General features: G+C 74.0%; 10 protein-coding genes. 3 read left to right on the top strand and 7 right to left on the bottom strand.

Annotation, left to right across the window (positions count from 1 at the left end; translation table 11 throughout):
* Positions 1 to 46 precede the first annotated feature (46 nt).
* The 4 genes from ACFWBN_RS02870 to ACFWBN_RS02855 form a co-directional block, all read right to left on the bottom strand.
* The gene (locus tag ACFWBN_RS02870) at positions 47 to 808 is read right to left on the bottom strand and encodes a hypothetical protein (RefSeq protein ID WP_385169503.1); all 762 of its coding nucleotides are present in this window, start codon (positions 806 to 808) and stop codon (positions 47 to 49) included.
* Between the two features lie 74 nt (positions 809 to 882).
* A complete protein-coding gene (locus ACFWBN_RS02865; RefSeq protein ID WP_385169500.1) occupies positions 883 to 1692 on the bottom strand; it encodes a RimK family alpha-L-glutamate ligase in 810 nt (269 codons plus the stop codon).
* The gene (locus ACFWBN_RS02860; protein WP_385169498.1) at positions 1689 to 2594 is read right to left on the bottom strand and encodes a RimK family alpha-L-glutamate ligase; all 906 of its coding nucleotides are present in this window, start codon (positions 2592 to 2594) and stop codon (positions 1689 to 1691) included. The genes ACFWBN_RS02865 and ACFWBN_RS02860 overlap by 4 nt, the downstream gene beginning before the upstream one ends.
* Before the next feature lie 157 nt (positions 2595 to 2751).
* The gene (locus tag ACFWBN_RS02855; protein WP_385169494.1) at positions 2752 to 6162 is read right to left on the bottom strand and encodes a hypothetical protein; all 3411 of its coding nucleotides are present in this window, start codon (positions 6160 to 6162) and stop codon (positions 2752 to 2754) included.
* Positions 6163 to 6272: 110 nt separating this feature from the next.
* Between ACFWBN_RS02855 and ACFWBN_RS02850 the strand changes: the two genes are divergently transcribed.
* Positions 6273 to 7004 carry a hypothetical protein gene (locus tag ACFWBN_RS02850; protein WP_385169491.1) on the top strand — a complete coding sequence of 244 codons (732 nt, stop codon included), beginning with the start codon at positions 6273 to 6275 and terminating at the stop codon, positions 7002 to 7004.
* Between the two features lie 440 nt (positions 7005 to 7444).
* Here ACFWBN_RS02850 and ACFWBN_RS02845 read toward each other — a convergent pair whose 3' ends face one another.
* From ACFWBN_RS02845 to ACFWBN_RS02835, 3 genes are all read right to left on the bottom strand, one after another.
* The gene (locus ACFWBN_RS02845) at positions 7445 to 8167 is read right to left on the bottom strand and encodes an anti-sigma factor family protein (protein WP_385169487.1); all 723 of its coding nucleotides are present in this window, start codon (positions 8165 to 8167) and stop codon (positions 7445 to 7447) included.
* On the bottom strand, positions 8164 to 8775 hold the full coding sequence (locus ACFWBN_RS02840; protein ID WP_385169483.1) for a sigma-70 family RNA polymerase sigma factor: 612 nt from the start codon (positions 8773 to 8775) through the stop codon (positions 8164 to 8166). Before ACFWBN_RS02840 ends, ACFWBN_RS02845 begins: the two co-directional genes overlap by 4 nt.
* 96 nt (positions 8776 to 8871) lie before the next feature.
* Positions 8872 to 9870, bottom strand: a complete 999-nt coding sequence (locus tag ACFWBN_RS02835; protein WP_385169481.1) for a DUF1996 domain-containing protein — start codon at positions 9868 to 9870, stop codon at positions 8872 to 8874.
* 180 nt (positions 9871 to 10050) lie between these two features.
* Between ACFWBN_RS02835 and ACFWBN_RS02830 the strand changes: the two genes are divergently transcribed.
* Together ACFWBN_RS02830 and ACFWBN_RS02825 are read left to right on the top strand one after the other, a co-directional pair.
* Positions 10051 to 10803, top strand: a complete 753-nt coding sequence (locus ACFWBN_RS02830; protein ID WP_385169478.1) for a DUF1838 family protein — start codon at positions 10051 to 10053, stop codon at positions 10801 to 10803.
* Between the two features lie 390 nt (positions 10804 to 11193).
* Positions 11194 to 12954 (top strand): S8 family serine peptidase, encoded by a 1761-nt coding sequence (locus ACFWBN_RS02825; protein WP_385169718.1) that lies wholly within the window; start codon positions 11194 to 11196, stop codon positions 12952 to 12954.
* The last annotated feature ends 72 nt before the right edge of the window (positions 12955 to 13026 follow it).

The raw sequence follows: 13026 nt of genomic DNA, 5'->3' as shown, positions 1-13026 counted from the left end.
CGCTGCCCGTCGGTGCCACGACACCCCCGGCCGGACCCGTCCGGCCTCAACCGACCACGTGCATCCGGTCGAGCGCGAGTTCGAAGGCGGTGGGTTCGACCTTCATGGCGCCCCCGAAGGGGTAGTTGAACTCGTAGACGATCAGCAGCATGAACCCCACGGTCAGCGCGAGGCAGAACACGACGAAGCAGTGGATGCGCAGACTGGTCATCCCGAACATGCAGCCGAACCCGATCGTGACGAACGCGCCGACCAGCAGGGCCGCCCACAGCAAGGGCGGCACTCCGGCGTTCGCCGCCTCGTTCACCCGCTCCCGGCGCGCGTCGCCCAGTTGCGCGACGGCCTCCAGCGCGACCTGGTAGCGGGCCTGTTCGGCAGCGGTGGAGGGCGTGCGCGTGCTGACGTAGTCGCGCAGCTCGGTGAAGAGGGCCCAGGCGGTCGGACTGGCCTGCTGCCGGCTGAGGCGCGGCCATTCCTCGCGGATGACGACGGTCGTGTACGCCTCGTTCAGCCTGCGCAGTTCACCGTGCTGCGGCTCCGGGAGCGAACGGCCGTACCAGGAGATCTGGAGGAGGGCGTTGGTCTCCGTGTAGGTGTTGTCGTGAGCGCGGGCCCGGGTGTCCCAGACGCCGACGACGACCATGGCGAGGACGACGGCGTAGATCACGCCGATCTCCCCGTACACCACACCCAGCACGGTGTTGTGCCGCTCGCGGCGCTCGGACGGCAGGACGCGGGAGACCCCGAAGACCGCGGCCGTGGCCAGGGCGGCGCCGAGGACGAGGACGAGCGTGCCCGTCACCGGCATGGACAGGCCCCCCGTCGCGACGTTCGATCCGCCCCCTCCATGGTGCGGGCGCATGCCTGTCGCGGGCCATTCCCCTACCGGGTGAAGCGGGTTCGCCCGGCCGCCCGCCGCAGCGCCAGCGCCGCCAGGGCCTGCGGTGCGCCGGCCTGGCCGCGGATCCCGGGGAAGGCGTTGATGTCGACGATCAGCGGTGTGCCGTCGCCGGTGTCGATGACGTCCACGCCGTAGACGTCGAGCGAGAACACCGCGCCGGTCCGGCGCACCAGATCGGCCCATCCGGCGGGCAGTTCGTCCACGGCGAGCGGCCGGGTGGGGCCGCGCCCCCCGGGCGAGAGCTCGGAGCGGCGCAGGGCGGAGAAGACCTGGTCCCCGATCGCCCACAGCTTGTGGTCCCAGCCGCTGTTGGGCGCGAATGCCTGGACCACGACCGGCTCGCGCGGCCAGTCCGCAGCCAGCTTCTCCAGCCCCGCCGGGTCGTCGACGCGTGCGACCAGATCGCCGCGGTAGCTGTACCGGCTCTTGACCACCACCGGGCCGGCGGGCGAGGCGCCGGGCGCCCAGGCCGAGAGGGAATCGAAGGTACGGGTCGCGGCGAAGGGCAGACCGGCCCGCAGCGCGAGCTCCGCCATCTCCGTACGGTCCTGGCACAGCCCGGTCGCCGCGGCCGAGTTGACGACGGGAACGCCCCGCCGCTCCAGATCCCGCGCCAGCCCCAGCGCGTGCGGGGTCTTCGACTTCAGCAGGTACACGTCGGCGGGGGAGAGGAGGGCGTCCCCCGGTGCGAGCGGGTCGAGCACCTCGACGGCGTGATCGGGCGCCAGCAGGGCCGCCGTGCCCGCGAGCAGCGGATGGCCGGGTTCCGGCGTGATCAGACCGATCCTCACGCGCCGTCACCCGCCCGCGCCGATGCCTGTACCGGGATGGAGACGGGCAGCGTGTACGGCCGCGGCGACGGCGCGGACGGGGGCGGCGAGCCGCCCGTGCGCGCCAGCCCGAGCACCGCCCGGGCCACCCGCGCCGCCGCGTCCGGCACCTGACGGAAGCTCGGGAAGTCGTTGACGTCGACGACCACGGGCCCGTCCGGCCCCAGCAGCACGTCCACCCCGTACAGGTCGAGCCCGTACACCGCCCCCACCTGCGCGGCGATCGCCGCGACCTCTGCGGTCAGCGGCACGCGGCGCTCCCGCATCGAGGGGTCCGGGTGCAGCGGGGAGCAGCGCTCGGTCGCGAACAGCTCCCCGCCGACCCCGTACACCTTGATGTCGGTGCCCGAGTTGGGCACGTACGGCTGGGCGATGAGCATGCCCTCGCCCGCGAGCTCGGGGAGCATCGCCGCCAGCCGCTCCGGCGAGGACACCAGGTGCACGGCCCGTCCGGAGCTGCCGTCGGCCGGCTTGACGACGAGCGGGTACTCCGCCGCCGGTATTTCCGCGAGCAGCTCGGGGCAGGCCGCCGCGTAGGTCGGGGGCAGCGGAAGTCCCCGGGCGCGGCCGATGGCGGCGGCCAGCGCCTTGTCCCGGACGCCCCGGATCGACCGTGCGTCGTTGACCGTGGTCAACCCGGCGGCGGCCGCGGCCTCGAGGAGGGTCAGCCCCGGGCCGCCGGAGACCGTCTTGAGCACCCAGGCGTCGTGCGTGCCCGCGTGCACCGCCTCGGTCATGCGCAGCAGCGAGCCGCCCGGCCGCACCACATCGACCTGGTGGCCCCACGCGGTCAGTTGCCGGATCACCTCGTTCGGCATGCCGTCGTGGCGGTAGTGCTCCTCCACCAGGAAGCAGAGCCTCATGGACCTTCCCCATATTCCCCGGACGTCCGCCGATCCCGTCCGGCGAGTTGTGACGTCACAGGATGTCATGGACCGCAATGTGATGATCGTCCCGCGTCGGCGGCGCCCCGTCCGGGCGCACGGCGCGACCGGGCGGGACACCCGCAGGCCCCCGCCGTCACTCCTTGTACGTCGTCGTGGCCAGCGCCGCGTCCCGCACCTCCGGCTCCGGATGGCGCCGCAGCGCCCTCAGCTGCGCGCGCCACTCCGGCGGCCAGTCGTGGCGCCACCCGACGCCCCCGAGGATCGCCGCGGCGAACAGCCCCGTTGCCGTCTCCCCGTCGTCCGCGAGGGTCCGTACGAGTTCCAGCGTCCCGGCCGCGTCCGGCACCGGGTCCGCGCTCTTGTGGCGGTGGCCCACCACTACCGCGGTGGCCGCGGCCATCACCGGCCGGCCCTCGTGCGCCGCGGCCAGCTCGCGCAGGGCCGCCAGCCGCGCCGGCGCCGGCGCGTGCGGGTCGACCGTGCGGACCAGCAGCTCCACCCGCATGCCCGTCAGGGACGGCTCGCCGGCCAACTGCCCGGCCAGGGCGGTGACCAGGCCGGTGTCGTCGCCGAACGCCTGCGTCGTCAGCCAGCGCAGCCGCTGCCGCGCGGGGAGGTCGCCGTCCTCCTCGGCCTCCGGTCCTTCCCCGGCCCGTACGGCGGCCAGCAGGGGCTCGACCGTACGGTGGAGGAGGCTGCCGGGGGCGGCCCCGCCGACCGGGTGCTCCAGCCCCGACACCGCGATCTCCCCCAGTACCTGCGCCGCGCCCCGCCAGCTCCGGTCCCGGCGGGACAGGTCGCAGACCGCCGCCCGGACCGCTTCGCCCGCCCCGGGCGCGTAGGCGATCCACCGGGGCAGTACGTGGACCGCCAGGGCGGCCGCCTGCCGGTCGGCCGCGGTCGCGAGCGCGGCCACCAACTCCCCGTAGCGGCTGCGGAACTCCGGTGCGACATCGAGCGGCTCGGTCCGCAGGACCGCCTGCCGCGCCGCCGGGCCGCCGGTGGCGGCCGCGGCCTCCATCAGCTCCCAGGCCGCGTCGAAGGCGAGCAGCCGGGGAGCCAGGGCCACGGCCGCGGCCAGCACGTCGGGATGGCCGTCCCTGGCGAGGCCGGCCCGCGCCAGCATCCGCGCCGCCCGGCCCGGCGGCAGGAAGCGCACCGCGAGCCGCAGGGCCTCCTTCCGGCTCGTCACCTTCGCGTCCCCGGCCGGGTCCAGCAGGCCGTCGAGCAGCTCCGCCAGCCGGTCCGGCGCCGTCCCGGCCGCCGCGCGGCCGGCCGCGTACACCGCCACGCGGGCCCGGTCGCCGGAGGCCTGCGCGAGCAGCTCGTCGAGCGCGGCCGCGGGTTCGTCGGCCCGTGCGCAGGCACCGAGCGCGGCCTCCGCGAGCACGGCCTGCTCCGCGCCCGCGTGGCGTCGTACGAGGGCCGGGCCCAGGTCGGGGATGCGCGCCGCCCCGCGGAGCACGGCGGCCCGGGACCGCGGGGTCCGGGACTCGTCGGCGACGACGGCCCCGGCGAGCCGGGCGGCCGCCTCCTGCTGCCGCGGCAGCCACCGGTCCGCGTGGGCGAGTTCGGGCAGCGGCCGGTCGGCCCCCTCCCGGAGGAACCGGCCGAGCGGCGGATGCGTGCCGAGCAGGCCGTCCAGCAGGTCGGTGCGCTGCGCGGACAGCACCTCCCGTACGGGCCTCAGCGCGGCGGCGGACGGCTCCCGGGCCAGCAGCTCCGCGACCCGGTCGCCGCGGGTGGCCGGGTCGCGGAGCCAGACCCGGGCGAGGTCGGGGAAGTCCGCGTCGTCGCACCGCCGCAGTGCTGCGGCGAGCAGCTCCTGGACCTCGGGCATGGCGCGGCCCCGCTCGCCGAGGAACTCCACGAGCTCGACCAGCAGCCGGTGGTCGCCCTTGTCGGCGGCCCGGTCGACCCAGGGGCGCAGGGCGTCGAGGAGTTGCCGGTCGCGGGCGCGGGGCAGGGTGTGGAACAGGTACGCGCCGGGGATGCGGCCGCTGTCGTCGGTGAGGAGGCCCAGGGTGTCCAGGGCCCAGCCGAGGAGGGCGGGGTCGAGGTCGGGGGCGGCGAGCACCGTGAAGACCAGCCGCTGGAGGCCGTTCCGGGTGGCGGGCGAGCAGTCGGGGGCGTCCAGGGCGTGCCGTGCGACGAGGCCCAGGGCGTCCGGCACGGCCTCGGCCGCGTGACTGCCGTCGGAGGGCGTGCCGTTGAAGAGGGACGCCGGGAGGCCGGCCAGCGCGTCGAGCGCGGCGCGGCGTACGGGGTCGCGGTCGTTGCGCAGCCGACGGGTCATCAGCGCGAGCACCTCGGCCAGCGCGGCGCGGTCCCGCGCGTGGCCCGCGTTCGCGACGAGGTGCTCCCAGCCGGCCGCCCGGACCAGCGCCTCGTGGTCCCCGACCGCGGCGAGCAGCCCGGACCGGGCCTCGGCGACCGGGAGATGGGCCAGGAGCGTGAGCCGGCCGGCGGCCAGGGGGTTCCCGGTCTCCTCGAAGGCGAGGGCGCGGCGCGCCTCGGAGATGCGGCGTTCCCGGGGGAGCGCCGCCAGCACGTCGGGCGGGAGCGACTCCTTCCGGGTGCCGGTGCCCCGCGTCACCTCGTCGTGGAACGCCGTGCGGCGGCCCGCGGGCATGGCGTTCAGCAGCGCGGCCAGGTGCCTCGACCGGTCCGCCCAGCGGCGCCCGAGGGCGGGCAGCGACGGCGGATCGGCCCGCACGATCCGGCGCAGTACGGAGGCCCGGGGGAGCAGCTCGCCCCAGCCGTTCTCGCGCTCGGGCGCCGTGATCCAGCGCACCAGGCGGTCGGCATCGGCCTCGGCGAGGTCGCCGAGCCGGTCCACGAGACGGCCCGGGAGGCGGCCGGGTCCGTACCGTTCCAGCAGGCCGAGGACCCGCTCGGGTGCGCCGGGCACGGCGGCGGCCACGGCCGGAGCCTGCCGCTCCCACCAGGCGGGGCGCAGGGTGAGCGGCAGCGCGGCGAGCTCGCTCTCCGCCCGGTCCAGCACCGGGCCCGGGTGGCGGCGGGCCAGCCGGGTCCAGTCGGCGACGGCCGGTGCCAGCTCGGGCAGCATGCGTGCCGTGAACTCCGGTCCGCAGGCGGGCAGGAGGGCGGCGGCCTCGCGGTCGCCCCACTGCTCGCGCAGCTCCCGTACCAGCCGCTCGGCGAGGGCCGGCCGCGATCCGGTCAGGAGGGGCTCGGCCAGCCGGCCGCGCAGGGTGGCCGAGGCGCCGGCGTAGGCCGCCGCGATGGCCTCGTCGGGCACGGGCAGCGTCCGCACGGCCCGCCGCACGTACCGGTGCACCACCGGGTCGGGGTCGGCCAGCCGTTCCGTGAGGTGGGCCGTGTGCCGTCCGGCGAGGGCTCCCAGGGCCGCCAGCCGGCGCTCGTAGCGCCCGCGGCCGGCCAGGTCGGCCAGTACGGGGGCCAGTCGGCCGGAGCGGGCGAGGTCGCGGGCGGTGGTGGCCATCAGGCGCAGCCGGAGCGCGTGGGGGAGCGGTTCGAGGGAGGCCAGCAAACGGTCCGCGTCGGGAAGGGTGGGCGACATGGCTTCATTCTTACGCTGCCCGAATTCACCCTCGCCGCCGCCCCCGGGGAGTTCCGCGGCAGGGCGATAATCGAATGTGCGGGCGTCCCGACTGCTGTTACGTTCATCGCGTGCCGAAGCTGAATCAGATCATCGCAGTGGAAAAGGGCGTCAAGTCCAAGTCCCTCCAGGAGCTCACCCAGGCTCACCACGACGTCCAGAAGCCCGCCCTGCTGGCCGGCATCTCGCGGACCTACCAGCCCAAGGACGAGGAGGGCGAGCAGCTGCCGCCCGAGTCCACGAGGGTCCAGGTCAAGGCGGAGGACGTGCTGCGGGCGACGGCCGGGACGCTGACGCGCCTGTTCGACGTGACGGCGACCAAGGACTGGGCGAACCGCACGGCGGTCGCCGACGTCGTCGTGGACGGCAGGGTCCTGCTGGCGGAGGTGCCCGTGCCCTATCTGCTCTTCCTGGAGAAGCAGCTGACGGACATGCACACCTTCGTACGGAAGCTGCCGGTGCTGGACGCCTCCGAGGCGTGGAGCCTGGACCCGTCCACGGACTCCTGGCGGACGGACCCGGTCCGCACCATCCGTACCAAGAAGGTGCCGCGCAACCACGTCAAGGCCGAGGCCACCGAGAAGCACCCGGCGCAGGTCGAGGTCTACTACGAGGACGTCGCCGTCGGGTACTGGACGACGGTGAAGTTCTCCGGCGCCCTTCCGGCCCGTCGCGTGAACGAGCTGCTGGACCGCGTGGAGAAGCTCCAGCAGGCGGTCAAGTTCGCCCGCGAGGAGGCCAACGGCACCGAGGTCACCGACCAGCGGGTCGGGGACGCGGTGTTCGGCTACCTGTTCGGGTAGCCCCATGATCGCCCCCTGTCGAGCGCAGGGGGTGCGCGAGAGCGCAAGCTGAAACTGAATGTCGAAGCTGAACAGGGGTGTCAGTTGGGGGTTCGAATCCCTCCCCCGGCACTACGAGCCGGGGTGGCCCAAGCCTGGCAGAGGCGGCCCCGTCAATCTCAGATTCTCGCTCCAGTCTCAGTATTCGCCGCCGAACACCGGATCGACCGAGCGCGGACGATCATCGACGGATGGGGGTTCAAGTCCCTCCTGCGCCTCTCTCGTGGCGCGGTAGTTCAAAGGCAGAACACGGCGATCTAAGAATGATCCGCGGCTCTTAAACGCCGCCGGTGTGCGCAATTGGGTGGCAAACAGGAGCCCGGGAGCTGGACATGCTCCCGGGCTCCGTCACGTTCCCGTGTCCTCCCCGTGTCCCCGCCCCGGCCGGTCGGCCGAGCCGGTCACAGGGGTACGGACACGAACGGCTTGCCGGCCTCGTTCTCGACCAGGATCGCCTGCACGTCCGCCGGGTCCACGGCCGCCGAGCCGTCCAGCCCGGAGCCCTTGGCCTCGCCGTTCGCCGTGCCGCCCACGACCCAGCCGCCGGCGGTGGTGCGCGTACCGTCCTTGGCGACCACGACCAGCCGGCACCGCTCGCCCTGCGGCACCCCGGTGACGGCCGCGTGCACCCTCACCCACTTCGCGGCGGGGGTCATCTGTACGGTCAGCCGCGCGCCCGTGGCCGGATCGGTCGCCGAGCCCACCTTGGTCCCGGCCGGCTGGGTCGAAGGGGCCGTCGACACCGTCGGGGACGGCAACGGCAGCGCCACCGGGCCCGCGTCACCGGCGCCCAGCTGCGTACCCACCCAGAACACGGCGGCCAGCGAGGCCGCCGCGGCCAGTCCCCCGAGCGCCACCCGGCGGCGCCGCGCACCGGCCAGCTCGCCGCGCATCTCCCGCAGGGTGCGCTGGAGCAGCAGGTCCCCGCCCTGCGGCGGTCCGTCCAGGAACGCCTCCTCGGGCACCTCGCCCAGTGCCGCCTCCATCTCGCGCAACGCGGCCACCTCCTCCCGGCACTGCACGCATCCGCTCATGTGTTCCTCGACCCGGCGGACCTCCCCCTCGTCCAGGACGCCGAGCACGTACGGGCCGAGCTGTTCCTCCTCGTGCCGCTGCCGGTTCATGCCACCACCTCACGCAGTGCGGCGGGCTGCTGGGGCGGCCTGCCCGATCGATTGCCGTTTCCGGACGTTCTGTCCCCGCCGCTGTTGTCCCGGAAGACCTCGCGGAGGGCTTTGAGTGCGTAGTGCGAACGCGATTTGACGGTCCCCGCCGGAATGCCGAGGCGGTCGGCCGTCTCGGCGACGCTGAGCTGCCGGTAGTACAACTCCGTCAGCACGTCCCGGTGTTCCGGCGACAGCTGGTCGAGGGCTCCCAGGACCGTCATGCTGTCCACCACGGAGTCGGCGTGGTCCGCCTCCACCGGGGGAGTGGCCGAGGCTCCGGAGACCTCGGGCGGCCGGGCGGCCTTGGCCCGGTAGCGGTCGGTGATGATGTTGCGGGCCACCGTCAGCAGCCAGCCGCGTACCGAACCTTTTCCGTTGACCAGGACCTCGGAGTGCCGCCAGGCCCGGATGAGCGTCTCCTGGACGACGTCCTCGGCGGCGGCCCGGTCCCCGGTCAGCCGGGTGGCGTACGCGAGCAGGGCGTGACCGTGCTCCTCGTACACCGACTTGATCAGTGCCTCATCGGTCGAGCCCCGCCGAGTGCGGGGCCACAGTGGTCCGGCCATCTCACCCTCTCCGTCTTCCTCGCTTGTGTGGTGCGGTCGGAACACGCCCCCCGTACGACTCCGGTTCATGTGGCGTACGTCACTCGCGGCCGTCGCTCACATCCGGCAGTCGCGGCCCTCGTTGAGGCAGGCGACGACCGCCGCCATCTGGCGGTCGGTCATCGCGTTCACGAACATCCCGTGGTCCGTCCGGGGGCTGTGCCGCTGCTCGGGGAAGGAGTCCAGCGCGACGGCCACGCCCGAGGGGACCTCGTAGGAGAGGGAGATGCGCAACTCGGGCACGGCGAAGGTGTCCTGCGGGCAGAGGCCGCCCGCGCCGGGGAAGCGCAGGTGCGAGCGGTGGCCCGCGCTGGCGGTGTCCAGGCCGTTCCAGCAGCTGGGGAAGACCAGGGTGCGGGTGACGCGGTCGCCCGCGGGGCAGCGCGGGTAGTGGGTGGTGGCGCGGTCGGGGGAGCCGGAACAGCCCCAGCGGGCCCGGACGTCGGCGTCGCTGCCCGCCGTGAACGCGACGGCGTCGCCGGTCATCCCGCGCAGGAACCGCGGCATCGGCACCACCTTGCCGGCCGGACTGCCGCGGAACTCCACCAGCACCGAGGCCTCCGGCAGGATCTCGCCCTGGTTGCCGTGGCCCGCCGCGCCCTCGTGCGGGCGCGTGCCCTGCCGGTCGAGGCGGCGCAGCACGGGCCAGTAGTACGTGGAGCGGTCCCCGCCCGTACAGCTGGTGGCGGCCGCGTCCAGGGAGGCGTCGGTCGACATCGCGTCCGTGGACAGGTTCCCCACGTACGCGTGCGTGTGGTGGGCGCCGGCCCGCAGCCCGGGCGAGACCACCAGGTTGTCCTCGTTGTAGTGGCCCTGTTCGTTGCGCCCGCACGCCACCGCCACCGAGCCGGCCGAGGTGTCGGGCCCGGCCGGGGCCGCGGCCGGCGCGCGCGGCACGTCGCGGATGTCCACGTAGTCGCCGGCGGCCGGGCCGGCCGCCGCCCCCGCCCCCGCGTGCGGCCCGGCCGCCCGCGAGGCCCCCAGCACGGCGGCGATCAGCCCGCTGCCCAGGACCAGGCAGACGACGAGAGTGAGCAGTCGGCGTTCGTTCCCCATGGCGGTCACGGTTGCCGGTGGCGACAGCCCAGTCAACCGGGCATCCGCATGCCGGTCCGCATGCCGGTCGGTACCCCGTCCGCATGCCGGTCCCGGGCGGCGCGAACCGGCCCCAGCGGCGGGTGGATTGTCCGTTTGCGCCCTTGCCGTGCGGGTCGGCCGCCGCGCACAGTACGGCCCATGACATCCGAAATGACGCCCGCCGAGCTCCTGCGGGCCCTGGCCCGCACCCGCGCCTCGCTCGACGGCGCCGAGGTGACCTTCTGGTGGACCGGCGACGTGTACTCCTGGGCCCCGGGGGAGCCGTACGAGCGGCTCTTCGGCTTCGAAGGGCTGAACGTCGCCCGGCTGACCGCGGACGAGGAGACCGGCGGCTACCGGCTGCTGTCCAGGGAAGCCGCCTTCTACCTCGACCCCCGGACCCGGGAGATCGTGGAGACCTGGCAGGACAAGCCGGTGGTCCACGTCTGGAACGACCCCGCGAACCAGCGGCTGCGGCCCTTCCCGGTCCCCGTGACGGAGCTGGGCGACCAGGTCTGCTTCAGCCTGGAGATCCCGCTGGCCTACCCCTCGCCCCTGCCGGTCGCGCAGTATCCGGCCCAGTCGGCCGACGACACCTACCGGGCGCTGGAGCTGTTCCAGTTCTTCGCGCCGGCGGCCGCCCTCACCACCGACGCCCCGAGCGTCCCCTCGACGATGTCCTGGACGCGGATGTCGCCGTGGCTGCCCTGGATGCAACAGGGGCAGCGCCCCGGCGGTCTCACCTTCCACTGCCGGGGCCGCAAACTCGGCTCCTACGCCGAGGTCCCCGAGCGCACCCGCGCGTACGTCGCCGACCGGCATCCCGAGTTCGCACACGCTCCGGAGAAGTGGAGCGACCCCAACGAAACCAGCTGGACCTACTACCGTAAGCTCCTCCCGCCCCGCCCCTGATAGCGGAGAACAAGGGCGGCGGTAGGACCCGAGGGGGGAGCGGCAGGGGGCGGACAAGGGTTTTCCCCGTATCCGGTTCATCTCCGCGTTGCCTACTGTCTGCCCACCGGCGATCTTCCCCAGGTCAACGGCCAACGCGCCCACCCCACATGGCGCGATGCCGTGCCGCCCGGGGAATTGCCGGCACCGCCGTTGCCCTGCCCCGCCGTCGCGGCCGGGACAACGTGGCGCGCGGCGGCGCCGGGGAGAGTTCGACCAGCTCGCCCCGGTTCCGCAGCCGCCGGTACACCTCCCACACTGCACCGACCGGCCGTTCCGGCCTGCCCGGAACGGCCCGCGAAAGGGAACACCGTGCACGCATCCAGACGTAGGCTCATATCCGTGGTGGCGATGTCCGTCACCCTGCTCGCGGGCTCCGCCACCGCCTCCGTGGCCCTGGCCGCCGAGATCCCCGCGGCCCCGGCCGCCTCGGTCGCCACCCCCGCCGCCCCGGTCGAGAACCTCATCGTCGGATACAAGTCCTCCGCCACCGAGGCCAGCTCCAACACCGCGGCCGCCACCGACGCCGCCGCCAAGGGCAAGAAGGCCGGCAAGAAGGCGAAGTTCGACCGCCGCCTCGGCACCGGTGCCGCCCTCGTCAGCCTGGGCGGTACCACCGCCCCCGCCGAGGCCGCGAACGTCATGGCCCAGTTCAAGGCCGACCCGGACGTCGCCTACGTCGAGCTGGACACCCGCGCCTACGCCACGGCCGTCACCCCGAACGACACCGAGTACGCCAAGCAGTGGGACCTCTTCGAGCCCACCGCCGGCATGAACGTTCCTGCCGCCTGGGACAAGACCACCGGCTCCGGCGTCACCGTCGCCGTGATCGACACCGGCTACGTCGCCCACTCGGACGTTGCGTCGAACATCGTCGCCGGCTACGACTTCATCTCCGACGCCGTCGACGCCCGTGACGGCAACGGCCGCGACAACAACGCCGCCGACCAGGGCGACTGGACCGCGGCCGGCGAGTGCGGCACCGGCTCCACGGCCAGCAGCTCCTCCTGGCACGGCACCCACGTCGCGGGCACCATCGCCGCGTCCGCCAACAACGCCAAGGGCGTCGCGGGCATCGCGTACAACGCGAAGATCCAGCCCGTCCGCGTGCTCGGCAAGTGCGGCGGCACCACCTCGGACATCGTCGACGCCATCACCTGGGCGTCCGGCGGCTCCGTCGCGGGCGTCCCGGCCAACGCCACCCCCGCCAAGGTCATCAACATGAGCCTCGGCGGCTCCGGCGCCTGCGGCACCAGCTACCAGAACGCCATCAACGCGGCCGTCGGCCGCGGCACCACCGTCGTCGTGGCCGCCGGCAACAGCAACGCCAACGCCAGCGGCTTCTCGCCCGCCAGCTGCGCCAACGTGATCAACGTGGCCGCCAGCAACCGCACCGGCGACCGCTCCTTCTACTCCAACTACGGCGCGATCATCGACATCGCCGCCCCGGGCGGTGAGACCCGCCGCGCCACCGACACGCCCGGCACCGTCACCACCCCCGAGAACGGCATCCTCTCCACGCTGAACGCGGGCACCACCACCCCCGGCGCCGAGATCTACAAGCCCTACCAGGGCACCAGCATGGCCGCCCCGCACGTCGCGGGCCTCGCCGCCCTCCTCGTCGCCGCCAAGCCCTCGCTGACCCCGGCCCAGATCGAGTCGGCGATCAAGGCCAGCGCCCGCCCGCTCGCCGGCACCTGCACCGGCGGCTGCGGCGCCGGCCTCGCCGACGCGGCCGCCACCGTCACCGCCGTGACCTCGACCCCGACCACCCCGGTCTTCGAGAACACCTCGGACGTGACCATCGGCGACAACACCACCGTCGAGAGCCCGATCACCGTCAGCGGTGTGACCGGCAACGCCCCGGCCGCCCTCAAGGTGGGCGTGAACATCGTGCACACCTACATCGGTGACCTGAAGGTCGACCTGGTCGCCCCCGACGGCACCGTCTACAACGTGCACAACCGCACCGGCAGCGGCACCGACAACATCAACACCGTCTACACCGTGAACGCCTCCTCCGAGGTCGCCAACGGCACCTGGAAGCTCCGGGTCAACGACAACGCCGGCGGCGACACCGGCTACATCAACTCCTGGAACCTCACCTTCTGACGGACCGATAGTACGGACCAACAGAGCCCGCGGACCTGTCGATACACCTCGTATCGGCAGGTCCGACGGGTT

Source organism: Streptomyces sp. NPDC059989 (assembly GCF_042736975.1).
Classification (GTDB): Bacteria; Actinomycetota; Actinomycetes; order Streptomycetales; family Streptomycetaceae; genus Streptomyces.
Note: the sequence above shows the minus strand (reverse complement) of the source record. Positions and strands in the feature narration are given on the sequence as shown.

Bases quoted from the DNA above. Each gene is read 5' to 3' on its own strand.
- ACFWBN_RS02845 (WP_385169487.1), bottom strand. From the start codon at position 8,167: ATGAACCGGCAGCGGCACGAGGAGGAACAGCTCGGCCCGTACGTGCTC.
- ACFWBN_RS02860 (WP_385169498.1), bottom strand. From the start codon at position 2,594: ATGAGGCTCTGCTTCCTGGTGGAGGAGCACTACCGCCACGACGGCATG.
- ACFWBN_RS02855 (WP_385169494.1), bottom strand. From the start codon at position 6,162: ATGTCGCCCACCCTTCCCGACGCGGACCGTTTGCTGGCCTCCCTCGAA.
- ACFWBN_RS02830 (WP_385169478.1), top strand. From the start codon at position 10,051: ATGACATCCGAAATGACGCCCGCCGAGCTCCTGCGGGCCCTGGCCCGC.
- ACFWBN_RS02835 (WP_385169481.1), bottom strand. From the start codon at position 9,870: ATGGGGAACGAACGCCGACTGCTCACTCTCGTCGTCTGCCTGGTCCTG.
- ACFWBN_RS02870 (WP_385169503.1), bottom strand. From the start codon at position 808: ATGCCGGTGACGGGCACGCTCGTCCTCGTCCTCGGCGCCGCCCTGGCC.
- ACFWBN_RS02840 (WP_385169483.1), bottom strand. From the start codon at position 8,775: ATGGCCGGACCACTGTGGCCCCGCACTCGGCGGGGCTCGACCGATGAG.
- ACFWBN_RS02825 (WP_385169718.1), top strand. From the start codon at position 11,194: ATGTCCGTCACCCTGCTCGCGGGCTCCGCCACCGCCTCCGTGGCCCTG.